Origin of the sequence: Salinibacterium sp. M195, assembly GCF_019443965.1 — a bacterium.
Lineage (GTDB): Bacteria > Actinomycetota > Actinomycetes > Actinomycetales > Microbacteriaceae > Rhodoglobus.
The window spans coordinates 1,104,300-1,128,616 of the sequence record NZ_CP040814.1 but is presented as its reverse complement, the minus strand read 5'-3'; the positions used below and the strand labels follow the sequence as shown (position 1 = coordinate 1,128,616).

Here is a 24,317-nt window from a genome sequence, read left to right as displayed (position 1 = left end):
CGCAGTGCACTATGAGTGCACTATGCTGCACTGATGGATGAACCCACCGAACTTCTGGCGCGCACGATCGGCACCCGTGTCAAGAACGAGCGGCAAGCGCGCAAGTTGACTCTCGACCAGCTCGCTGAGCAAGCCGGAGTCAGCCGCCGCATGGTTGTCAACGTCGAGCAGGGCGCGGCGAATCCGAGCGTGGGAACCCTGCTCCGCCTCAGCGAAGCCCTTGGCGTGAGCCTGCCCGCCCTCGTGGAGCCGCCAACGACCCAGCAGGCGAAGGTCACGCGCGCCGGTGCTGGCGCAGCGCTCTGGACGGGTGAGAAGGGTGGTCGCGGCATCCTGATGGCCTCCAGCAACACCCCCGAGGCCCTCGAGTTGTGGGAGTGGACTTTCATGCCCGGCGACTCACATTCGAGCGAAGCGCACAGCGCCGGCACTCAAGAGCTGCTGCACGTGCTCGAGGGCGAAATCACGATGACCGTCGCCTCCGAGACGTTCGCGCTCGGAGCCGGAGACTCGCTGGCGTTCCCCGGCGACGAAGACCACACCTACAACAACCAGAGCCCCGAGCCCACACGATTCGTCTTGACCGTGTTGGAACCGGGCATCGGCGCGTCACACCGAACGGAGACATCCCATGTCTAGCACCAAGGCTCACGACGACTTCTTGAACTCCGCCTCAGTCGACGCGCCTGTTTTCGAGCTTCGGCCTGACTACCGCGCACTGCTCCTCGTGATCGAGGGACTGGATGCTGCGCCCAGCAACACGGCGAGCGACGAACTCATCCACGCGGCCGAGACTCATGCCCGCAGCCTTCTCGCCGATCAGCCCGTCGAGGAGCTGCCGCACATTGCCGCCTGGCGCGAGGCGTACCGCACGTTCGGTGCCAAGCCGCAGCGCACCCGCAACAGCCTCGAAGCTCTCACACGTCGCGCCGCCGAAGGTCTCCCCCGCGTGAACGCGCTCACCGACATTTACAACGCAATCTCGGTGCTGCACCAAGTGCCGGTCGGCGGCGAAGACCTCGCCCTCTACGCCGGACCAGCACGCCTCGTGCGCGCTGTCGGAGACGAGACCTTCGAAGCCTTCGCCAACGGCGAAGCAGTCGTGGAGCATCCGAGCGCCGGCGAAGTTGTCTGGCGTGACGATGCCGGTGTGACCTGCCGTCGCTGGAACTGGCGTCAAGGGCCCCGCACCGCGCTCAGCGATGACACCACCACAGGTTTCTTCATTTTTGACGCGCTCAAACCAATGACGGATGATGCGCTGCGGGCTGCGGGCGACGCCCTCGTGGCCGCGCTCACTGCTATCAATCCTGCCGTTTCCCTTTCACGGCGCCTAGTGACTGCACCATGACCGCCACAACGCGCGAGCCACTGCCCGCGTGGTCGATGGCGGTCGCCGCCATGATGATGATCCAACTGAGCTCGGCCTTCTCGGTTGGGCTCATTGAGCAAGTTGGCGCCGGCGGAACCGCGTGGCTGCGGTTGGTATTTGGCGGCATCATCTTCTTGATGGTTGCGCGCCCACAGGTGCGTCGCATCCGTCGTCAAGACATCGCCCCGATTCTCGGGCTGGGCGTCGCCACCGCGGTTATGTCAGTCGCCTTCCTCTCGGCGCTCGAACACATCCCGCTCGGCACCGCCGTGGCCATCGAATTCTTGGGACCGCTCGCGGTTGCCGCCATTCGAAGCGGTAGTGCCCGGATGCTCGCCTGGCCCGGTCTGGCGCTGGTCGGCGTTGTGCTGCTCACCGAACCGTGGGAGGGCGAAACGAACCTCGTCGGTGTTGGTTTCGCACTGCTGGCCGGAGTGGGCTGGGGTAGCTACATCTTGCTCACGCAAAAAGTCGGTGACCGTTTCTCGGGCATCAGCTCGCTGTCAATGACCATCCCGATTGCTGCCCTCATGGCAACGTTCGTGGGAGCACCCCAGGTCATTCCCGACTTCGACTGGCGCGTGTTGCCGATCGCACTCGGCTTGGCCCTGCTCTCACCCGTGCTGCCCTTCGGGCTCGAGATGCTGGCGCTGCGCCGGATGACCCACACGGCATTCGGAACACTCATGGCGCTCGAACCCGCCTTCGGAGTGATCGTCGGCCTCATCGTGCTGCACCAGATTCCGTCATTCGTGCAGTGGATCGGCATCGGCCTCGTCGTGCTCGCGGGAGCCGCCGCGCAACGTAGCGGAACTCGCGTTCCCCAAGCCGAACTCGATCCCGCACCGCACGCCTAGCGCGATTTCGCCGCACGCCTGACACAGCAATCTAAGTGCTTAAACCACAAGCGCCGCCCGTCACGAAGACGAGCGGCGCTTGGCCGTAGCGAAAGGTTCTTGCTACAGAGTTTCGAGAATTTCGCGCATGAGCTTGGCGGCTTCAGACGGCGTCTTGCCGACCTTTACACCAGCGGCTTCAAGAGCTTCTTGCTTGGCCTGAGCGGTTCCGGCTGAGCCAGAAACGATCGCACCAGCGTGACCCATGGTCTTACCCTCGGGGGCTGTGAAGCCAGCAACGTAGCCAACAACAGGCTTCGTGACGTGCTCCTTGATGTAGTCAGCGGCACGCTCTTCAGCGTCTCCACCAATTTCACCGATCATGACGATGGCCTTGGTCTCGGGGTCAGCCTCGAACGCTGCGAGAGCGTCAATGTGCGTGGTGCCGATGATGGGGTCGCCACCGATGCCGATTGCGGTCGAGAATCCGAGGTCACGGAGTTCGTACATCATTTGGTAGGTGAGCGTTCCCGACTTGGAGACGAGACCGATCGGGCCCTTGCCGGTGATGTTCGCTGGCGTGATGCCGACGAGTGCTTCACCTGGCGTGATGATTCCGGGGCAGTTCGGCCCGATGATGCGGGTCTTGTTGCCCTTCTCCTGCGCGTAAGCCCAGAACTCGGCAGAGTCGCCGACGGGAACACCCTCGGTGATGATGACGAGCAGCGGGATCTCAGCGTCGATAGCTTCGACAACGGCATCCTTGGTGAAGGCCGGAGGAACAAAAGCGATCGAAACATCCGCCCCCGTCTTCTCCATTGCTTCAGCAACAGTGCCGAACACGGGCAGCTCAACGTCACCGTGAACTACCGTCGTGCCGGCCTTGCGGGCATTGACGCCGCCAACAACTTGGGTGCCAGCAGCGAGCATGAGAGCGGTGTGCTTGGTGCCCTCACCGCCGGTGATGCCCTGAACGATGACTTTGGAATCCTTGTTGAGGAAAATTGACATGCTCGGTTCCTTACTTCGCGGCGTTGGCGAGTTCGGCGGCCTTGTCGGCGCCCTCGTCCATAGAGGCGGCTAGCGTCACGAGGGGGTGGTTCGCTTCAGCAAGAATCGCGCGACCCTCCTCGACCTTGTTGCCGTCGAGACGGACAACGAGAGGCTTGTTTGCTGCGCTGCCGAGTTCTGCGAGCGCACCCACAATTCCCTTAGCAACAGCGTCACACGCGGTGATTCCACCGAAAACGTTGACGAACACGCTCTTGACCTGAGGGTCATTGAGAATAACGTCGAGCCCAGCAGCCATGACCTCTGCGGATGCTCCGCCACCGATGTCAAGGAAGTTGGCTGGCTTCACATTGCCGTGGTTTTCGCCAGCGTAGGCAACAACATCCAGCGTCGACATGACGAGGCCGGCACCGTTACCGATGACACCAACTTCACCGTCGAGCTTGACGTAGTTGAGGCCGTTGGCCTTAGCCTTCGCCTCGAGGGGGTTAGCTGCCGCTGCATCTTCGAGCGAAGCGTGCTTGGGGTGACGGAAGTCTGCGTTCTCGTCGAGCGATACCTTGCCGTCGAGGGCAACAATGTCGCCGTCTTCGGTGATCACGAGAGGGTTGACCTCAACGAGAGTTGCATCTTCGCCCTTGTAGACGTCGTACAGCTTCACGAAAACGGGAGCGATCTTGTCGACGAGCTCTGCCGGGAAGTTGGCAGCCTTCGCGATTTCAGTGGCCTTGGCGAGGTCGATACCCGTGAGCGGGTTGACCTCGATCTTGGCGAGAGCCTCGGGGCGCTCAACAGCAAGCACCTCGATCTCCACTCCACCTTCAACGCTGCACAGCGAGAGGTAGGAGCGGTTTGCTCGGTCGAGCAGCACGGAGAAGTAGAACTCCTGCGCGATGCGAGCACCGGCAGCAATCATTACTCGCTTGACCGTGTGGCCGTTGATGTCGAGACCAAGGATCTGCTCGGCTGCGGCGAAGGCGTCATCGGCGTTGTGAACAACCTTGACACCACCCGCTTTGCCGCGACCGCCGGTCTTGACCTGAGCCTTGACTACAACGGTTCCACCGATTTTCTCGGCTGCTGCTTTGGCTTCTTCTGGGGTGTCGGCAATTAGGCCGGCAAGTACTGGTACGCCATACGACTCAAATACGTCTCTGGCCTGGTACTCAAATAGATCCACGCTGCTCATTCCAATCCGCGCGTAATGGTGAGTGGGGACGGCGGCGAAACGGTGCCAAATTGGTCGGCTCCAAGAGACGCGCGCCAAGGGGAAAGCCTACCGTGCCTAAGGTTGTGCGTTTTCCGATAGCGGGCTGTAGAGAGCGAAAGATCGGCAAATCTTGCGGGACTTGAACTTCTGGATACGGTTTATCGCCGCATCCGAGCCTTCTGATGGCTGTCTCGGGCCGCTAGTTGCGCGTGAATCGCAGCGTAACGATCTGAAATGGGCGAACAGTAACCGACACGTCGCCCTCGTCATCGTCGTCAATCGCGGTCCGGCTGATGGCTCGCTCGAGCAGATCAGTTTGAACAACCGACCGCCATCCGAATTCTGGCGTGATCGTCGCACGCACTCGAGATCCGAGCGATTCGTACAGACGAATCACCACATCTCCCGAACGATCTTCGGCAAGCTTGATGGTCTCGATGATGACCGCGCTATTGCTGCAGGTGAACAGTGCAGGCACTTCGCCTGAACCACGAACCACACGTTCAAGCACGTTGAGTCGGTAACCCTCAGAGACGGCATCGGCAATGTCCGCCCCCGCTGTGAGGGAGAACGTGAACTCATGCGTGCCCTGATCAGATTCTGGGTCGGGAAAGAGCGGTGCGCGCAACAGCGACGCCCGAACGACGGTGGACGTGGCACTTCCGTCTTCTCCCCCACGTCGGATGTCGTAGCCATAGGTCGCATCGTTCGCGATCGCGACACCGTAGCCTGGCTCGCCAACATGAACCCAGCGGTGTGCGACGGTTTCGAAGCGCGCAGCATCCCATGACGTATTTGAGTGTGTTGGCCGAAAAATGTGGCCGAACTGGATCTCGGATGCCGCGCGCTCGGCGTGAATGTCCAAGGGAAAGGCGAGCTTCAGTAGCTTCTGGGTCTCGTGCCAATCGACACTGACTTCAATATCGATGGCCCCGGTTTCTGAGTTGAGTCTTAACTCTTGGACCACTCGCGACTCACCAAACGATCGCTCGATCCGAACCCCAGTGCCATCGCCAGTGAGCCCGATCGAGTCGACAGTGGTGAGGTTCTGCAGGTCGCGCTGGTAGCTCTCATCGATATCCCACGCATCCCACTGGTTAGGAGTGTCGCGGAACAACTGCAACAGGTTTCCGGGCTGGTCACGAGGGATAAGTTCGCGGCCAGCAACCAGATCGACCAGCGAAATGATGAGTCCGCGAGCATCCAACGTCACTCGAGTACGTGCATCGTCGAGAACGAAGCCGTCACCGCTCGGCTGCGGGGCGGCGGTCACCGCGGCCGGTCTACGGACGGAACCAGAGATGCCGTCGACGCCGTTGCGTGCGAAGGGGCCAGAGTTGAAGACGAGTTCATCGTCTCCCTCTCCGGCAAGTTCAGCCAGAGCATTCATCGTGACGTCGTAGAGTTCCGCTTCGACCCGCGCATAGTTGGCTTCAGCCTCCTGATGCACCCACGCGATCGAGGAACCAGGAAGGATGTCGTGAAATTGCTGCAGCAACACCGTCTTCCACGCCGCCTCCACGGCGTCGTAGGGGTACTCGGCCCCGCGAAGCACTGCCGCCGCGGTCGCCCAGAGTTCGGCCTCGCGCAATAGGTGCTCGCTTCGGCGATTACCGCGTTTGGTTTTTGCCTGCGAAGTGAGGGTTCCGCGGTGGAGCTCGAGATAGAGCTCGCCAGACCAGACTGGCGCATCCGCATATTCGGCGTGAGCTTCGCCAAAGAACTGGGCTGGTGTGGCGTGCTGGGTGCGCGGCGAACCTTCGAGGTCGCCGGTTCGAGTGACCGCCGCCAACATCTCACGAGTCGGTCCGCCACCGCCGTCACCCCATCCAAAGGGAAGCAGTGAACTAGTGCCCTGCCCCTTCTCGGCGTATTGCCGTTCTGCGCGAGCAAGTTCTTTTGCTGATACTTCAGAGGCGTAGGTGTCGACCGGCGGAAAATGCGTGAAGACGCGTGTGCCGTCGATGCCCTCCCACCAGAAGGTGTGGTGCGGCATCGTGTTGGTTTCGTTCCACGAAATCTTCTGGGTCAGGAACCACTTCGAAGCGGCAGCTGACACGATTTGCGGGAGCGCTGCCGAATAGCCGAATGAGTCGGGGAGCCACGCCTCGACCGGTTCGACGCCGAACTCTTCCATGAAGAAACGCTTGCCGGCGATGAACTGGCGGGCGAGCGCTTCGCCCCCCGGCATGTTGGTGTCTGACTCCACCCACATTCCGCCAACGGGGATGAACCGGCCAGCGGCAACCTGTGCCTTGACCCGTTCAAAAAGCTCAGGCTGCGATGCCTTCAACCATTCAAACTGCTGGGCGGATGACGCGACGAACGTGAAGTCGGGGTCGGATTCCATGAGCGCGAGAACGTTCGAAAAAGTGCGCGCAACTTTGCGAACCGTCTCCCGGGCCGGCCACAGCCACGCACTATCGATGTGCGCATTCCCGATAGCGGCCAGACGGTGGGCACTCGCATACGCGGGGCTCGCAAGCACTCCGGCGAGGGCTTCTCGACCCGCAATGGCCGTACCGGAGATGTCGGTCGGGTCCATGGCATCCACCATGTTTCCGAGCGCGCGAAGAATCTCGTGACGCCGCGGAAGGGTGTCGGCAAGTTCGGCCATGAGCCCTCGAAGGGCACGGACATCTTGCACCAGTTCCCAGACCGGGGAATCCATCCACGCAAGGTCTAACCGCTTGAGTTGATACTGCAATTCGTTGCCAGCAGTCGCAAGGTCGCCAAGCGCCGTCGGCGTAAATGCAAAGCCGGCAGCGACATTGGGGTTCGATGCTGCCTCGAGATAAAGATCGACAGAGCCCGCTGCCACATCAACAGGGAGATAGTCGTTGTAAGGCTCAATCGCTTTCAGGATGCGACCGTCAGGGGCAAAGGCAAGGCCCTCGGCCTGAAAACCGGGAAGACCAGCACTGAAGCCGAGGTCGACGACGACCTCGACTACGGCATCCGCAGCGCGCCAGTGCTCGGGGACGCTCCCCGTGACATGGAACCAGACGGTTCCCCACGGACGACCCCACATGCTTCCGACGGCGAACGAGGCATACTCCGCCTGGCGGGCTTCGGCGAAAGCGACAGGCTCCCCCGGAACGATCCAGGTGGCTATCGATAGCGGTGCTGTTTCGCGGTACACGTTCGGTACAAGTCGTTCATTGAAGAAGCGATCGATCCGCGCTTCACTCAGCGCTCGATTTTCATGCATGTTGGCTCCCTAGCCCCAAACTCGAACACGGCACCGTCGCCGTGCGGCCAATTTTCTGCGTCATCCCTTAACAGCCCCGGCTAGGGCGAACGATCCACCAATGCCGCGGGACACCACCACGTAGAGCACCATGACGGGCACTGCATAGATGAGTGAGAACGCGGCGAGCTCTCCATAGGCGATGGAGCCGTACTGTCCGAAGAAGGTATAAATACTGATTGCTGCTGGCTGCTTGCTTGGCGACAGCAAAAGGATGAACGGGACGAAGAAGTTTCCCCATGCCTGGAAGAAGACAAAGATCGCGACCACAGCAATGCCGGGGCGCATGAGGGGGACAACGATCGAGCCGAGTGCTCGCATTGCAGAAGCGCCGTCCATCCAGGCCGCTTCTTCCAAACTGATGGGCACTGAGTCCATGAAGTTCTTGGTCATGAAGATGGCAATGGGCAGCGCCGAGGCGGCCATGAAGAAGATTGTTCCCGGCATTGAGTCGAGCAGATTCATTTGCACAAACAAGAGGTAAACCGGCACCATGATCGCCGTGATCGGAAGGCTCGTTCCGAAAAGCACCGTGTACATGAATGGCTTGTTGAAGCGCGACTGGTAGCGCGAAAGTGGATACGCCGCCAGAAGCGCTGCCACGATTGTCACGGTGGCTGTTCCGACCGAGATGATCAGACTGTTGAGCATCGGGATGAAGGTCAATTCAGGCGTGAGTACGGCGGCGAAGTTGTCGAACGTCACCGTCTGCGGAATCTGGGTTTTGTAGGTCGCATTCGGGTCGAAGGCCGCAAAGACGAGCCAGACCAGAGGGAGCAGGAAGCTCACACCGACCACGACGAGCGCCGAATTCGCGAGGATTGCCGACATCCGTCGTTGGGGAGATGCCAGAGAAAGGACGCTCGGCTTACGTTTCGCGGGCTGGGGACTAGTAGTAGTTGTCATTGTCCTAGTCCTTCGAGGGGCGTGCTGCCCGAATGTAGATGATGGAGAAGACAGCACCAATCAACAGGAGAATTGTCGCGATAGCGGTTCCGTAGCCGATGTTGCCGAATCGGAAAGCCTCTTTGTACGCGAGGATCGGCAGGGTCGTGCTGTCGTTGCCCGGTCCACCTGAGGTCATCACATAGATAAGGGTGAAGACCGACAGCGTCTGAAGGGTGATCAGCATCAGGTTCGTCGTAATCGTGTTTTTGATCATGGGAATGGTGACGAAGAAGAGCCGCTTCGCACCCCCTGCGCCGTCGATCATCGCCGCTTCTGAGATCTCCGGCGGCACGTCGTTGAGCGCTGCTTGGTAAACCAACAATGAGAAGGCGGTTCCACGCCAGAGGTTCGCCAAGACGACCGCCAGCAGGGGGAAGGTGTAAAGCCAATTGGGGCCTGTCAGCCCTACGAGCGCCAAAATCTGGTTGAGCGTTCCGTCTTGGCTGAAGTACGCGTAACAAACGAAGGCGGCGACAATTTCCGGCAGGATCCATGCACCAACAACCGTTGAGCTGACGATTGTCGCGAGCCTCTTGTTCGCCCGCGTGACGACGAGGGCGATCCCCAGTCCAAGCACGTTCTGCGAAATGACCGCCGATGCCAAAGTGAAAACAATCGTGATCCACAACGACTGCGGAAATACCGGGTCATTGAAAAGCTTGACGTAATTGTCGAGCCCGATAAAGGAGCTGTTCGCGGCGTTCGCACCGGAAAGGGCGGCGTTGGTAAGCGAGCCATAGAACGACCAGATAATGGGTCCGGCCAGGAACACCACCATGATGATGATCGCAGGAACGAGCGGAATCATCCGCACTACGCGGGAGATCTTCTTCAGAGCCGAACGGCGGCCCGAACGCTGGGGTCCGGGCCTCCGTCCGTCTCGTGCACCTTGAGTCGTCGAGATCACTTCTGCAGTCACTTCGGGCGATTCCTGTTCCGTGGTCTCGGTTCGATTCTGGTGCGCATGGGAAGGGTTACTTCTCGATCACCATGTCATCACCAGCGATGCTCGTCACCGCGGCGTCATACGACGCAGCAGCTTCAGCCGGTGACATTTTGCCGGTAATAACCGCTTCGGATGCCTTCTGAACTTCAACGGAGATCTGGTTGTAGATGCTCGTTGATGGACGGAAGTGCGTGACTTCAACGAGATCGGTTACGGCGCCAACGAACGGGTTCGCGCCGAGGTAGCTCTCATCTGCCGCGACATCCTTGCGAACAGCGATTTGGGCGTTGACATTGTCATATTCCAGAGCATTCTCGAAGCTCAATGCCTGAGCCATGAAGTCGAACGCCAACTGCGGGTTCGCGCTCTGCGAGCCAACGGCCAGAGTCCAACCACCGGACATGCTGACGCCGCCCGGAGCCTGACCGTCTTGAGTCGGGAACGCGGTTGCACCCATTTCTGTGGCGTAGTCAGCCCACTCGAATGATCCACCTTCTACCCAGAATGACGGAGTGTACGAACCTTCAACGGTGCCACCGAGTTTTGCGTTCGGGAACATTTCGCCGAAGACTGACTTCCAGATGTTGGGGTCGAGTGCTTGGGCTGGCGTGAGCGCCAATCCTTCGTCGTAGATGGTCTTCAGGAACTCGAGCGACTCAGTGAAGCCGTCGGAACCGACAACCCACTTGTTGCTCTCGGAGTCGTACAGCGCATCTCCACCGAGGTCGGTGCCGTACAGCAGCTCGTAAAAGCCCTGCATGTTTGAACCCTCACCGGTACCAGTACCGGCATAGAGGTTGAACGGAACAACGCTGGGGTCTGACGCCTTGATCTTGCGGGCGGCGACGAGAACGTCATCCCAGCTCTGGGGCTCCCAAGGCACGTCGATGCCGGCATTGGTCATGACTGTTTTGTTGTACCAGATGGCACGAGTGTCTGTTCCCAACGAGACCGAGTAGATGTTGCCGTCATCCCCGGCGCCAGCTTGTTTCGCCGCGTCGGTGAATTCGGACCAATCGTCCCACTTGGCGACGTAGTCATCGAGAGCGAGCAAGTAGCCAGCCTCGGCATCCGATCGAACATTGCCTTGGTCTTCGTAGAAGACGTCTGGCGCGGTCTCAGCCGAACGGTGCGACAGAGCCAACTTAGTCTTGTAGTCATCGTCGGTTGCCGCGATCGGATCGAGCTCGACGGTGACGCCGGGGTTCGCTGCCTCAAACTCAGGCTTCACCTTGGTGAACAGGTCATCGAGGGCGGTAAAGGCATCGGTCTTGATGTACGAGACCTTGATGGTCTTTTCGGACGAATCCGACGGAGTGGACGTGCATCCGGCGATACCGAGGAGGGATCCTACGGCGATCACCGAAATCGCGACTGCTGCGCTCTTTTTCATGGTGCTCCTTTGCTCCATATAGCTGTTGAGTTCTTGGCTACCCCAGGACCAACGGCATTTCAGACCACCCTTGGCACCTTGCGCCAATAGTACATCGAATAGATATATAGATGTCAAGGAGTTGACGAATACTTTTTTGCGCGCCAAAGAACCATGCGAAACCCGCAAATTAGATCGAGCGAGAACCGCTAGTGAGCGATCAATAACGCCTTCGGATTCGGCGCGAGCGCGCGGTCAAGCACCAGGCACGCCGCGCCGACTGCTGCGACATCATCGCCAACAACTGACCCACTGAGAGTGATGTGGTGTATTCGGCGCGCTGCCCGAAGCTCTTCAAGCAACTCGGGAATTTTGCGCAGATAGAACTCCGAAAGTCGAGCCCAAAACGGCCCACCGAAGACGACCCGATCAACGTCCAAAACATTCGCGACGACGGCAACTGCCCGAGAAAGACGCACGGCCGAACGCTCAATTATCTCGACTGCAATCGCGTTCCCGTCGTTGGCCGCATCGCACAACTGCGTGAAACGGGCATCCACCGATGTGGTGTCGTTGCCCACGCGAGAGTCGTCAAGAACACCGAGCTCCTCTGCTTCCTGCACGAGAGCTTGCGGCATGCACGTCACCGCGATGCAGCCGCGCAACCCACAGAAGCATGGTGGGCCGTTCGGGTCGGTGACGATGTGGCCAATCTCCCCCGCATTTCCGGAGCTACCCCGCACGACAAGGTCATCGACGACAAGTCCGACTCCGATTCCAGTGCCGAGATAGAAAAAACAAAAGCTTCCCGTGCCGTTAGCGCCGCCGGCCCACATTTCAGCGATTGCTGCCGCCGTAACGTCTTTGTCCAAAATGGCCGGCAGCCCGGTGGCGTCACCCAGTGCGTCTCTCAGCGGCACTCGATGCCAGCCGGTGAGGTGCGGAGGATCGACCACGGTGCCCAGAACACTATCGATGGGCCCTGGCGCCGCGATGCCTACGCCGGCAATCCGATCCTTGTCCACGCCGGATGACGCAATGAGTTTCGAAAGTTCACGACCGATCTTATTGATGATCTTCGCCGGATCAGTCTCGGTCGGAGTCGGCTTACGCACGCGCATCACCACAGCGCCCGTCAAGTCGAGCATCACAAAAGTCATCACGGTGGGGTCGAGGTGCACTCCGAGCGCGTAGCGGCCTTCTGGATTGACCACGAGCATCGTGCGTGGCTTACCGGGACCGGTGCTCTCCTTGCCCGCCTCGAGAACGAAACCGGCATCAATGAGACGACGGCAAATGTTAGAGATCGTTTGAGCTGAGAGTCCCGTCGCCGGAACCAGCTGCACTCGACTCAGGCCCTTGGGGGCGCGTCGGATCGCATCCAAGATCACCGACTGATTGAAATCGCCCATCGCGGGCAGATTCGTTCCCCGCCGCGACACCGAACTCGCTTGCTCTGTCATGGCACCCTTCAGCTTTCGCTCTTCCCGAGAACAATAGTCCGCAGAGAGGGTGACTGACTATGTCGACCGAACCCCAGCGAGCGCGCACGAGGCTAGGGAACCTGCACCGAACCCGACTCGTGGGAGCGAATTGCCGCATCGTAGATCCGATGCGTCAGCGCCGCTTCAGCCGGCAGCGCGCAGCCGAAGCGGTCTCCGAGGAGCCCTTCGCGTTCCGCCAAATACGCCGCCCACATCTGCAGAATTGAATCCGAGAATCCCGCCTCGAAGTTGGCGCCGGTGACGGTCGGCCACACGGATTGGCTTCCCGCTTCGATGGTCTGCCAGATTTGCTCTGTGCCGATACCCGCAACTGCGGTTCGCGTGAATATCTGAACAGCCTTGGGGTTGCTAGTGGAAAAGCGCACTCCGCCTTCCATACCGATCGCTTCAAACTCCCAGGTGTTCTTCTGGCCGGGATCGATTCGCTTCATCTCGAGCGTCAGCGGAAATTCAATGTCATCGTGACGAGCCCAGGCATGGATGACCGCGTTATCCCACGTGTCGCAATCCTCGAGCTCGCCCGTGGTCGCACTAGGCCGCTTCGTGACGATGTTCTGCAGCACTCCGAAGAGCTTCTCCGGCTGCCACCCAAGGCGCAGCGGTACATGCAGAGCATGCAGCCCTAGGTCATTCATCACGCCGGCCGCGCCACAGAACTGATTCTGTCTTTTCCAGTTCAGCGGCTTCGTCGTGTCGATATCGCTGGAGTGGAGGAAGGCGTTGCGTGCTTCGATAATGCGCCCGAGGGCACCCGAGGCGATGTAGTTGATCGCCAGCTGCGCTCCCGGATAGAACGCCATCTCACTTGAGCAGCGCACGAAACTGGCCGCGTTAGCGTCGATCGCGGCGACAATGGCATCGGCCGCTGCACGGTCAATCCCAAAAGGCTTCTCGGCTAAGACGCTCTTTCCCGCGTTGATGGCATCGATGTAGAGCTGTTCGTGGAGGTCGTGACGCACAGCGATATACAGCACATCGATCGACTCGTCTTCAAGAAGGTCGTGATAATCGGTGACCTTGCTCGAGACAGTATCGATTTCATCGAACCAGTCGAGGGCAGCCGGATTAATGTCGCAGACCGCGGTGAGGCGAGGGCGCACCGGATGATCGATCAGAGCGGGCCAGCGCTGGATCGCTGCCGCAATCTCGCGCCCCATGAGTCCGCCACCAATGATGGCAACGTTGACTACTTTCTGGCTCATTTGTCGTCTCCGTTCACGAGCTCGAGAGCGTCTTCGGCACTGACGTTGTCGTGAAGCACGGCCATGAGCGCCCGGGTGATCCCTGAGGGGTTCTGGTGCTGCACGACGTTGCGGCCATAGACAATTCCCGATGCTCCTTGCGCGAGCACTGCCACTGTCCTTTCGAGCAGTGTCTTGTCATCCACTCGTCCACCGCCGCGCACGAGCACGGGGATATCGCCCGCTACCTCGACGACGCGGTGATAGTCCTCAACGTTGTCTGTTGGGTCTGCTTTGATCAGGTCTGCGCCCAGTTCTCGCGCCTGGCGAACCAGAGTGCGGATCTTGTCGGTGTCACCATCAACCATGTATCCCCCGGCGACCGCATTGTCTTGCATCACGAGCGGCTCCACCATGAGTGGCATTCCGTATTTCGTGGCTTCCGCTCGCAGCGCCATGATCGACTTAACGCAGGCTTCGCGAATTTCGGGGCGCCCCGGAAGCTGGATGAGGTTGGCGCAGACGGCAACGGCATCCAATCTCACAGCTTCTTCGATCGCATTCGGCACGTGGTGGCTGAACAAGTGGGAGTCGAGCGGGTTGCCATAAATATTGGCGATGTCGGCGCGCAGAACAAGGGCCGGCTTGGCCTTGCCTTTCACCGATTGCAGCAGTCGCGCCTGCCCCAGTGTCAGCTGGATGGCGTCGGGGCCAGCATCGACGAGCGTCGAGATCACGTTATCCATGTTCTCTATCCCGTTGAGGAAACTTGCTTCGCCGAAGAAGCCATGGTCGACGGCGACGTCGAGAATTCTTCCGGAGTCGGCATTGAACAAACGGTTGAGACGGTATTCAGACACGGTGGTGCAACTCCCTTACACGGTGGACGGTGGGTTGATGCGAGAAAATTCGCACTGGATTGTCCGTATCGGTCAGGCTATCGTTACTGAGACAACGTTGTCTAGAGTTGAACGATGGAGCGGTAACGATGGCTAAGAGCGAGTTCCACAATGTCTGAGCCGCGCGAGATAGTGCTCGCCGGACACATCTGCATTGATATTGCGACCGATCTGACAAACTTTTCGAGCATCCGCCCCGGCGCTCTCGTCGAAGTGGGGCGAGCCGGCTGGTCCATTGGCGGCACCATTGCCAACACCGGCGGAACCTTGCAAGAGCTCGGGGTGCCGATCAGAATTGCCGGCGCTATTTCGGATGACGAACTCGGCCGCACCGCCCGCAGCACCCTTGAAGCCAAAGGTATGCCAGACAACGATCTTCAGACCTCGACCGCAGCGGGAACTTCCTACAGCATCGTCCTCCAAGCAGACGGAACCGATCGCAGCTTTCTGCACTATCCCGGAGCTAACGAATTCTTCGATCCGACCGCGGTAACGGTGACCGACGCGAGCATCGTGCACTTCGGTTACCCCTCATTGATGAGGGGCATGCTCGAAAATTCAGGTGAGCCCATCCGCATCCTGCTTGAGCGGGCACACGCGGCGGGTGCAACCACCTCGATCGATCTCGCCGTGGTCGACCCGAGCTCCCGCGTTGCTTCCCTCGATTGGGCTCAGATTTTCGCTAACGTCTTGCCGACCGTCGACGTCGCCAGTCCCAGCCTTGACGATCTCACCTCTGCGCTCGGCATCAGCGAACCATTCTCGATCGAGCTAGTGGAGCGACTGGCGGCATCGCTCATCGAGCAGGGTGTTGCCGTTGTCGCCCTTTCCGCCGGCGCGAACGGGGTATTTGTGACGACCGCGAGCCCCGAACGACTGCGCCGTGGCGGACGAACACTTGCCGCGGTCGCTAACGAGTGGGGCAGCCGGGAACTGTGGCAGCCGCCCCTCCCCGTGAAGAATTGGGCGTCAACGAATGGTGCCGGCGATGCCCTCACTGCAGGGCTTCTTTACTCGCTGTGGGCCGGTCGTTCCCTTTCGGATGCCGCGAGAACCGCGGCAGCGAGCGCTGCCATCCGAATGCAGGGCGAAGTAGCCACAAAGGATGCTCTCGCTCGAATGCTCGAAGCGCATCCCGCCGTCCCACCCCATCAACTTCATGAAAGCTCCTGACATGCTTATCCCGATAATGCTTCCTGCAAACCAACCTCCCGCCCGGTTCTATCAGGGTGGAGAGAAAATCGCTGCGTTCCGGAGCCACGCGTTTGCAACAGTGGGAGTCGCTGCTACTGCTGCCGCCGAAGAGGGTCCCAATGATGTAGCCGCCACACGCCTCCATGTTCCCGAAGACTGGGTCGCCTCGGTAACGTGCCTCGCTGGCGATCCCCGACTCGGGCTCACAGAATTGCCCGATGGGCGCACGCTCGCCGAAGCGATCGAAAGCGACCCGCACGGCTGGCTCGGACCCGACCACGTCTCCACCTTCGGCACGGACACCAAACTGCTCGTCAAACTTTTGGATGCCGGGCAGCGCCTTCCCGTGCACATCCATCCCAGCGCTGAATTTGCCCACGAACACCTCGATCGCTCGCACGGCAAAGCGGAGGCGTGGTACATCCTGCAGGGCGGAATCATACATTTCGGGTTGAAAGAAGAACTCAGCCGCAGCACTCTAGAGCGGCTCGTCGCCACTCAAGCGGTCGAAGAACTCCTCCCCCTGCTCCACGAAATCGAAGTTGCCGCTGGCGACACTGTCTTTGTTCCCGCCGGCACCCTGCACGCCATTGGCAAAGGTGTCTTCTTGGTGGAACTACAAGAACCGGAAGACCTGTCGATCCTTCTGGAGTGGCGCGATTTCGACCTAGACGGTGAGAGAGACGGCCACCTCGGGCTGGGCTTCGACATCGCGCTCGATGCCGTCGATCTTCGAGCAAGCTCCCTCGCCGAAATCAGTTCGTTCATCACCCGCAACTACGTCGGCAATTCTCTCTTCGTGCACAGCGCAGATGAGTTCTTTCAACTTGGTCGCACTGTCGTGGACGGGGCCGCAGAGCTCGCCCCTGGCTTCGCTGTCGTGGTGGTAATCGATGGCGATGCCCTCCTGCACGGTGCCGACGGTCACATCACCGCGCTTCCGACCGGCTCGACGAGCGTGGTGCCGTTCGCCGCCGGCCCACTTCGCTTTTCCGGAAAGGCAGACATTCTGATTGCCCGCCCGCCCGCTACTGGGCCGCACCCGGCCACGAGGTTGATCTCGTGAAACACCACGACACACGAATCCGGGCGAGCGAGCTTCTCTCCGCTGGGCACGTCACTCGGCTCGACGCACTCGCGGAAATTCGCGACGCGACAGACCGCGACGGCGTTCGCGTGATCGACGTTCGTCTTGCGGGCGGACTGAGTTTTGAAGTGCTACCGCAGCGCGGCCTCGATATTGGTTCGCTCTGGCATCAAGGCTCGCCTGTCTCGTGGCGTTCTGCCCTCCCGAGCACACAGTGCGACGTTCCGGCTCTTGGCGCGGGGTTCCTTTCCCGATTCAAAGGGGGAATGCTCGTGACGTGCGGTCTCGACAACGTAGGACCAGAGCGCGACGATTATCCACTCCACGGCACCCACACCCACACGGCCGCAAGCGACGTTCGGTACACCCGTGAATTGGTCGGCGAGCACATCGTCGTCACCGTGACTGGGCTCATCGCAAGCATGGAACTCTTCGGCCGCCGCCTCATTGTCGAACGCCGCATCGTGGCGAGCACGGGAATTCCCCGCCTAGAAGTGATTGATCACATTCGCAATGAGGGCCAACAAGCGTCTCCCGTGGCGCTGCTGTACCACGTGAACTTTGGCGCTCCATTTCTTGACGAAGGCACCCGCGTCGAAGTTGACGCAGCCGAAATCCGCCCGCGTTATGACGGCATGGCGATCGAGTCGGCGGCACGGTTTCCCGAGCCGACTAACAATCTTGATGAAGCAGTATTCGAACACGTCGCGCCAGTCGGTCGGGTGACAGTGCTCCCCCAGCATGGCGGCGTTGCCACGCTCGACTGGAAAGTAGCAACGTTGCCGAAACTCTTTCAGTGGGTGTGGCCGGCAGCAGGAGGCTGGGCGCTCGGAATCGAGCCCAGCAATTCGCCGCTCTTCGGCGATGACCGCAACTTGCCGCATGCCGGAGCACCAGTATTGGAATCAGGGGAAAGCCTCGAGACCGGTTTCAGCCTTGATTTTTCCGCGCACAGCGACGATCTCAACCACGAATTCAGAGGAACCCACCCCCAATGAGCGAGCACAGCATCACAGAGTACGAAAGAGAAGTTCAGGGTGCGATCCAACGGTTAGAGGCTGCGAGCCTCACGGCAGAGTCGGGCTGGTTGGCGCAGCACTGGATCTCGCGATCCCATGACGGAGTTGAACATCCGGTCGCGATGAACATCGAGACATACCATTTACGCCAGGTTGGAGTCTTCGAATCGTTCTCTGTTGTCGCCGACCGGGGAGTTGAGCTTGAGCTCGAGCTTGACCTGCCAGAGACAATCGGCGGCGTTTCGATCGTCGGCGAGACCTTGCAGCTGACCATTAACTCGTTGCGCCCGATCGATATATTCGTTGATGATGTTCGGGTATTTGGCGACGCTGTTCCCGTCGTTGCCTCGGGCCCAGCCCTCATCGACGTCGTGCCTCGGGTGAAAGCCGGCCACAACGGGCGGATGCTGCTGCGAGTGTTGCCGAGCCCCGTTCCCCTCGACGGTGACTGGGGGCGCACGGGCGTAACAGTGCAATTCACCACGCCAGCTCTGCGGGAGCGCTGGCACTCGCTCGATCTCGCATTGGCCAGGTTGGAGTTAGCCCGCGAGTTTGCGCAAACTGATGCCGAGCAAGCATCCGTGCTTTCCCTTGCACGCGCGGTACCGCACGATTTCTCTGACGCCACAACTTCTGACTTCACTCACACCTTCACCACGCCCGAGATGCGTGAGCAGCTGGACTGGCTCGACGCGGCGCTAGCGAAATTTCGCATCCATTGCGTCGGCCATTCGCACATCGACCTCGCCTGGCTCTGGACGTACGACGACACTCGCGAAGTAATCTTCCGAGACATGCGTAGCGTCGTCGATCTGTTTGCCGACTATCCCGAATTCCGCTTCACTCACTCGCAAGCGCGCGGCTACGCCGAAGTTGAGGCCTCCCACCCCGAGCTCTTCGCCCAACTCACCGACCTCATTGGGCAAGGCCGCCTCGAGCCAGCAACGGTGCAATGGGTTGAGTCAGACATCAACATCCCGAGCGGAATCGCACAGTCAAAGCAACTCACCGAAGGAGTCGAGTACTCGCGTACCAAGCTTGGCGTCTCCCCCACCGTGTTGCTGGCTCCCGACACCTTCGGTCAGAACGGAAACCTTCCCCAACTGGCACGAGCCGCAGGCGCTGAAGTGTATTACCACCACCGCGCCAACCCCGGCTTCGCCGACACCGGAAGTCACTGGCAGGCGTACTGGTGGGAAGGTGACGACGGCACTCGGCTCCTCGCCGTTGGCACCGCAATCTATTTAGGCCCCGTCACTGCGTCGCGGCTTGCCCGAGATCTCATCACTCTCGGCGTGCGAAACAACCTCACCGAGATCTGCTACTTCTACGGAGTAGGCGACCACGGAGGTGGACCAACTCGCGCCGATCTCGACACGATCCGCTCGCTAGGAACAGCATCATCCTTTCCCGCTGTTCAGTGTTCAACCGTCATGGACTACGTCACTGCCCTTCTCGCTACCGAACCAGATCTCCCCGTCTTCCGGGGAGAATCTGACCGCGTGTTCGAAGGTACCTATGTCACCAGAGTCGACTCCAAACGGATGAACCGCTCGAGCGAGAACGCTCTCGTCGAAGCCGAAACGCTCGGAGCCCTCGCCGGCATCGAAGCGCGAGAGCAAATCTCCGAAGCGTGGCGCGGGATTCTTCACCACCAATTCCATGACATTCTCGGCGGCTCGGCAGTTGCCGCAGCGTATGCCGACCAATATCGGGACGCAGCATTAGCGGCAGACTGTGCCAGCGACATCCGCTCGCAAGCGTTCGCACTCTTGACTTCGACCGCCCCCGACGACAATTTCGTTGCGACAAACTCCACGGGAACGGACCGCCGCGACATCGTCACAGTTCCGCATACGGTCGCGGGCGGGCGCACTGGAGTCGAGTCAGCGGACGGCGTCGCCATCCCAGCCCAACTCACCAGCGACGGCGACCTGGTGTTTGTCGCCGAACTCGGTGCCTTCGAATCCGCGACGTTCCGGCTAACCAACACCGCCACCGAAGCCGCCACTGGAGCGCCCCGGCCTGTTCACGTCACCCCTTCGGATGTCACGGGCATGCTCGACATTGATTCTCCGTTCTACCGCGCCCAAGTGCGTCTCGACAGCGGCATCATCACGACGCTGTTCGATAAAGCAATGAACACCCTCGTGGTTGGCCGCGGTCCCAACAGTCCCGAGAGTATGCGTCAGTTGAGGCCAGATCTCGGCTTCGGCGCCCTCGTGCTCACTCACGAACAACCTCACCCGATGACCTCATGGGTCATGGACGAACTCGACTCCGAACGCACGCTGCTCGGCGGCACTACTACGGCTATTCACGAACACGGGGCCGTGCGCACTGTGCTGTCGACAGTGCACCGTTTCGATGCTTCGACGGCAACCGTGCGCACGATTTTTTACGCCGACCTGCCGTGGATCGATTATGAGATCGAAGTTGATTGGCACGAACTCGGCGGAGCGCTGCAGGGGGTTCCTGGCCTCGCCGTGTCCTTCGGCTCCCGGCTACCCTCCCCCGAGCTCTGGGTCGAGACGCCGTTCGCCGCTACGCTGCGCGAACCAGATGGTTATCTGGGTTCCATGCTGCGGTGGGCAGACCTCGGTTCCGCAACGAGCGGCATCGCAGTTGCTAACGACTCGAAGTATGGGGTGGATGCTCTGGGCCCCCGACTGCGCATCCCTCTCGTCCGCAGCGCTTACGATCCTGACCCGCAAGGTGAAGCAGAGGGAGTCGAACTCACTCGCCTCCGCGTCGCTGTGCACAACGGCTCGTGGAAACAGGCGGGCGTCGTCTCGATGGCTACCGCACTGAACACGCCCATTGTGGTGACGGCAAACGTGACGCTAGACCCACACTCCGCGCCTCGGCGACCTCGAATCGTGTCTGGAAGTGCCGCTATCGCTGCGCTTCAGTCTGATGCCACCGGTGTCCTCGTCAGGCTTTACGAGCCAACGGGAGAGCAATCAGACGTTGTGATCGGTGGGCTCGAGGCGGGGAGCAACGTTTCCCTCTGCGATCTGCACGGTGCTCCTCTGCGCAGTCTTCACACTGACGTTCACGGTCAGCTAGCGTTATCTCTGCGCGGATTCGAAATAGTGACACTGCGTGTGGCACGACTCCAGGAGAGCCCTCAATGAGCATTCACGCTCGCCGACCGACAATGAACGATGTTGCGGCGCACGCGGGCGTCAGCCTGAAAACGGTGTCTCGAGTCGTCAACAAGATTGCGACAGTCGACCTCGAACTTGTCTCGAAAGTACAGTCGTCAATTGCTGAGCTTGGCTATCGCCACAATAGTTTGGCCGCGAATCTGCGAGCGGGCGATGTGTCAAAGACCATCGGGGTAATCACCGCTGACCTCTCTAACTCTTTCTATACGACGCTGTCGAGCGCTATCGTGCGAGAGGCAAGCGCTCATGGCTATCAGGTCGTCATGGCGAGTTCAGAAGAGGATCCCGCTCGCGAGCGCGCCCTCGCCCTCGATCTCTGTCAGCGTCGCGTTCGCGGGCTGCTCATCGTTCCGACAAACGCAAGCCACGACTACCTCCGTGAGGAAGTCGAGTTGGGAACCCCGGTGGTGTTCCTCGATCGCCCCGGAGTGGATATCAGCGCCGACGAGATTCTTGTCGACAATCGTGGTGGAGCAGAACTTGCGATCGCTCATCTCGTGAAGCGCGGCCATCGCCGCATCGGTTTTCTTTTCGACTCCCTGTCGATTTATACGATGGAAGAGCGCCTCGCCGGAGCCCGCGCTGCTCTCGACAGAGCGAACATCCGCTTCGACGATGCCCTCCTGGCGACCAACATCCATGCTCCCGAAGATGCGGCAACCGCCATGGCCGCGCTACTTGACCTCGCTGAACCGCCAACCGCCGTGTTGTGCGGAAACAACAGGAGCACGGTGGGCGCTGTCGAGGAAATTTGGCGACGCGGCGCCGATATCGACGTTGCCGGATTCGATGATTTCGAGATGTCGCGACTGTTACCCCGCCCCGTTGCCACCGTCAGCAACGACACGATCGCACTCGGTACTGCAGCAGCTCAGCAACTGATCGCTCGGATTGAAGGCGACGCCAGTGCACCGCACCGAACATTGCTCCCGTCATCTCTGGTGAGTCGTGGCGGATGGTCCACCGCTCAGTAGCCGAGCGACAGGGCCTTCCGCCCCGGCAGGTCAGTCACACTCTGCTCGCCAAGCATTCCACTGCCCAGTTCTACTCTGCACAGCACTCCTCAACGGAACGCTCCTAAGCTGAGCCTGTGATCGATACCAGCCCACTCAGAATCGCGGATGTCTCTGCCGACGTTGCCCTGTTGGCTGGCGGCGGCGCGGCCATTCTGCTGCAGATCGCACACCCCGCAGTTGGGCTGGCAGTTGCCGAGCACAGTGACTTTGCGCGGCGCCCGCTGGATCGCCTCAATGGCACCCTCACCTATCTGTATGTCACGGTGTACGGCACTCCGGCCGAAGCCGCGGAGGTTGCTCGCCGCGTGGGGGCCGCCCACCGCCCGGTACGAGCGGACAGCTACGACGCCCGCGACCCGCAGCTGCAGTTGTGGGTGGCCGCGACGCTGTATGACACCGCGATGCGCGTGCGCGAGCTCGTCTTCGGGCCGATGCGCGAAGTGGATGCCGAAACGCTTCTCTCCGACTACGCCGTTATCGCGACTGCCTTGGGCGTTCCGCGTTCGCTGTGGCCCGCTGACCGTGCGGCGTTCGCCGCGTACTGGAACGAGAGCGTGGCCTCGTTGAGCGTGACGAACGCGAGCCGAGGAGTTGCGCATCGATTGTTGTATCCAACCGCCGGACCGTGGTGGCTGCGACCGGCGATGCCGCTCGTGCGAGTGCTGACAGGGGGGTTGCTCAGCGAAGAACTCCGTGAGGCCTACGCACTGGCTCATCACCCGAAGCTCTTTGACCGGATCATGTGGGTTACGCGAGCCGTCTATCCCCGCCTGCCACGGTGGATACGGTTTGCTGCGCAGCGCCGCTACCTGACCGCGTTCCGCCATTCTCGGCGTTAGCTATGCCAGCACGAACTCCACAGTTCCGCTAGCGATCTCCGCGGTAACGAGTCGCGCTCGCACTGTCGAGCCGGCCGTGACTTCGCCGGCGATGCGGGCTGTGATCACCGGATCAGCGATCTGGATGATGCCGCCATCAGCACGCTCAGAAACCACTGTGGCGTCGAATTCGTCTCCCACTCGCGCGCTCAAGAGTGCAGCCTCGATCGCATTGACTGATGCCCGCTCCAGCTGTGAGGCAAAGGAGCTCGTGCGCGCCATGATTTTTGGCAGCTCGGGCAGCGCTTCGCGAACCCACTTTGGTACTCCGCGGCCCGAAATGAGTGCCTCACACGCGACAAGCACGAAACGGTCTACGAGGCGGCGCAGCGGCGCGGTCGCATGAGCGTAGGGCGCCGCGACGGCGGCTTGAATATTTTCCTCAGGAAGTTCACCATCGAAGACGGTGTACCCGGCTCCTCGAAATAGCGATGTGGCGGCGTGAATTGCGGCAAGCGCGCGCGGATCGCTGTGGTCGAGAGCACGCAGATACTCGCCATAGTTCTGGTTCTCGGGCCACGGGCATCCGAGGCTCGCAACTTGGCGGCGGAAGTCGGCGAGGGTGTGTTCGTCGGGGGCTGGCATGGTGCGCAAGATGCCGACCTTGCCCTCGAGCATGATGCGCGCCGCTTCCATTCCTGTCATGAGCGAGACGTGGGCGTTGTACTGTTCGACGGGAAGTGGGCTTCGGCGCTCCAGAACGTAGGCGCCGTCGACGAGCACCACTTCTTCGTCTGGCCGATTGAGACTTGCACCGCCGCGCTGACGCTCCAGCTCGGCACGCAACCGACCAAACTCGGGCAATAGCGACAGTGATTCGTCAGCGAGGTCGTTGTCGAGCAAATCTTGCACCTCGACATAGTTGTACTGGCGACGGTTGCGAATCTGAGCGCGAACGAGTGTCGTTGCGGTGACCTGACCGGTGGCATCCAAATCGAACGTCCACACAAAGGCTGGTCGGGTTGCCCCGGCGAGGAGCGAGGCGGCATCTTCACTGATGACGGTGGGATGCAGCGGAACACGGCCGTCCGGCGCATAGAGCGTCTGCCCGCGTTTGCGGGCCTCGGCATCCACGGACGAACCGGGCAGCACAAAGGCGGGAACTTCCGCAATCGCGTACAGCACTCGAAGCGTCTCGCCGACCCGCTCTAGGTAGAGCGCCTGGTCGAGATCGGTAGCACCGTCAGGATCGATGGTGGCAAATGGGATGTCCGTGAGATCAAGCTCTGGGGGTTCGAATGCGGCGACCGCAGCCTCCGCCGCTTCTTCGACCTCAGCGTCGAATGCGGTCGGTAGCTTGAGGTCAACGCGCGCCTGAACGAGAGCCGCGGCAAGCTCGTCGCCCGTACCGAGCGGTCGAATGCGCGGCACCACGAGCCGTGGTTCACCGCGCGCGATAGTGCCCGATTGGTCGTGGCTTTCA

The 24,317-nt window shown here is 60.6% G+C and carries 19 protein-coding genes; 9 read left to right on the top strand and 10 right to left on the bottom strand.

Annotated features, from left to right (window positions below; all coding sequences use genetic code 11):
- Window positions 1–33: 33 nt before the first annotated feature.
- From FFT87_RS05370 to FFT87_RS05360, 3 genes are read left to right on the top strand one after another with little or no spacing between them, the layout of a single operon-like run.
- Window positions 34–639: a helix-turn-helix domain-containing protein gene (locus FFT87_RS05370; RefSeq protein ID WP_219950300.1), complete on the top strand. Its 606-nt coding sequence runs from the start codon at window positions 34–36 to the stop codon at window positions 637–639.
- Complete coding sequence (locus tag FFT87_RS05365) at window positions 632–1,351, top strand: B3/4 domain-containing protein (RefSeq protein WP_219950299.1); 720 nt, start codon at window positions 632–634, stop codon at window positions 1,349–1,351. The genes FFT87_RS05370 and FFT87_RS05365 overlap by 8 nt, the downstream gene beginning before the upstream one ends.
- Window positions 1,348–2,229 (top strand): DMT family transporter, encoded by an 882-nt coding sequence (locus tag FFT87_RS05360; RefSeq protein WP_255560069.1) that lies wholly within the window; start codon window positions 1,348–1,350, stop codon window positions 2,227–2,229. The genes FFT87_RS05365 and FFT87_RS05360 overlap by 4 nt, the downstream gene beginning before the upstream one ends.
- 102 nt (window positions 2,230–2,331) lie before the next feature.
- Here FFT87_RS05360 and sucD read toward each other — a convergent pair whose 3' ends face one another.
- From sucD to FFT87_RS05315, 9 genes are all read right to left on the bottom strand, one after another.
- Window positions 2,332–3,219: a succinate--CoA ligase subunit alpha gene (gene sucD, locus FFT87_RS05355; RefSeq protein WP_219950298.1), complete on the bottom strand. Its 888-nt coding sequence runs from the start codon at window positions 3,217–3,219 to the stop codon at window positions 2,332–2,334.
- A gap of 10 nt (window positions 3,220–3,229) precedes the next feature.
- The gene (gene sucC, locus FFT87_RS05350) at window positions 3,230–4,399 is read right to left on the bottom strand and encodes an ADP-forming succinate--CoA ligase subunit beta (protein WP_219950713.1); all 1,170 of its coding nucleotides are present in this window, start codon (window positions 4,397–4,399) and stop codon (window positions 3,230–3,232) included.
- 229 nt (window positions 4,400–4,628) lie between these two features.
- Window positions 4,629–7,640, bottom strand: coding sequence for a glycoside hydrolase family 38 C-terminal domain-containing protein (locus FFT87_RS05345; protein ID WP_219950297.1), 3,012 nt, complete (start codon window positions 7,638–7,640; stop codon window positions 4,629–4,631).
- 60 nt (window positions 7,641–7,700) lie between these two features.
- Window positions 7,701–8,585 (bottom strand): carbohydrate ABC transporter permease, encoded by an 885-nt coding sequence (locus FFT87_RS05340; RefSeq protein WP_219950296.1) that lies wholly within the window; start codon window positions 8,583–8,585, stop codon window positions 7,701–7,703.
- A gap of 4 nt (window positions 8,586–8,589) precedes the next feature.
- Window positions 8,590–9,546, bottom strand: a complete 957-nt coding sequence (locus FFT87_RS05335; protein WP_219950295.1) for a carbohydrate ABC transporter permease — start codon at window positions 9,544–9,546, stop codon at window positions 8,590–8,592.
- Between the two features lie 55 nt (window positions 9,547–9,601).
- Window positions 9,602–10,966 (bottom strand): extracellular solute-binding protein, encoded by a 1,365-nt coding sequence (locus FFT87_RS05330; protein ID WP_219950294.1) that lies wholly within the window; start codon window positions 10,964–10,966, stop codon window positions 9,602–9,604.
- A 188-nt stretch (window positions 10,967–11,154) separates the two neighbouring features.
- Window positions 11,155–12,408, bottom strand: a complete 1,254-nt coding sequence (locus FFT87_RS05325; RefSeq protein ID WP_370628572.1) for an ROK family transcriptional regulator — start codon at window positions 12,406–12,408, stop codon at window positions 11,155–11,157.
- A 92-nt stretch (window positions 12,409–12,500) separates the two neighbouring features.
- Complete coding sequence (locus FFT87_RS05320) at window positions 12,501–13,652, bottom strand: Gfo/Idh/MocA family protein (RefSeq protein ID WP_219950293.1); 1,152 nt, start codon at window positions 13,650–13,652, stop codon at window positions 12,501–12,503.
- A complete protein-coding gene (locus tag FFT87_RS05315) occupies window positions 13,649–14,491 on the bottom strand; it encodes a class I fructose-bisphosphate aldolase (protein ID WP_219950292.1) in 843 nt (280 codons plus the stop codon). Before FFT87_RS05315 ends, FFT87_RS05320 begins: the two co-directional genes overlap by 4 nt.
- A 150-nt stretch (window positions 14,492–14,641) precedes the next feature.
- Between FFT87_RS05315 and FFT87_RS05310 the strand changes: the two genes are divergently transcribed.
- The 6 genes from FFT87_RS05310 to FFT87_RS05285 all read left to right on the top strand — a co-directional run bounded on the left by FFT87_RS05310 (window position 14,642) and on the right by FFT87_RS05285 (window position 22,855).
- Entirely contained in the window at window positions 14,642–15,703 is a 1,062-nt protein-coding gene (locus tag FFT87_RS05310) for a carbohydrate kinase family protein (RefSeq protein WP_219950291.1), read from the top strand.
- Complete coding sequence (locus FFT87_RS05305; RefSeq protein WP_255560068.1) at window positions 15,636–16,790, top strand: class I mannose-6-phosphate isomerase; 1,155 nt, start codon at window positions 15,636–15,638, stop codon at window positions 16,788–16,790. Before FFT87_RS05310 ends, FFT87_RS05305 begins: the two co-directional genes overlap by 68 nt.
- A complete protein-coding gene (locus FFT87_RS05300; RefSeq protein ID WP_219950290.1) occupies window positions 16,787–17,809 on the top strand; it encodes a DUF4432 family protein in 1,023 nt (340 codons plus the stop codon). The genes FFT87_RS05305 and FFT87_RS05300 overlap by 4 nt, the downstream gene beginning before the upstream one ends.
- Window positions 17,806–20,967, top strand: coding sequence for a glycoside hydrolase family 38 C-terminal domain-containing protein (locus tag FFT87_RS05295; RefSeq protein ID WP_219950289.1), 3,162 nt, complete (start codon window positions 17,806–17,808; stop codon window positions 20,965–20,967). The genes FFT87_RS05300 and FFT87_RS05295 overlap by 4 nt, the downstream gene beginning before the upstream one ends.
- Window positions 20,964–21,974, top strand: a complete 1,011-nt coding sequence (locus FFT87_RS05290; RefSeq protein ID WP_219950288.1) for a LacI family DNA-binding transcriptional regulator — start codon at window positions 20,964–20,966, stop codon at window positions 21,972–21,974. Before FFT87_RS05295 ends, FFT87_RS05290 begins: the two co-directional genes overlap by 4 nt.
- 116 nt (window positions 21,975–22,090) lie before the next feature.
- Complete coding sequence (locus FFT87_RS05285; RefSeq protein ID WP_219950287.1) at window positions 22,091–22,855, top strand: oxygenase MpaB family protein; 765 nt, start codon at window positions 22,091–22,093, stop codon at window positions 22,853–22,855.
- Here the strand turns inward: FFT87_RS05285 and FFT87_RS05280 are convergent, their stop codons facing one another.
- A complete protein-coding gene (locus FFT87_RS05280; RefSeq protein ID WP_219950710.1) occupies window positions 22,856–24,292 on the bottom strand; it encodes an RNB domain-containing ribonuclease in 1,437 nt (478 codons plus the stop codon).
- Between the last annotated feature and the right edge of the window lie 25 nt (window positions 24,293–24,317).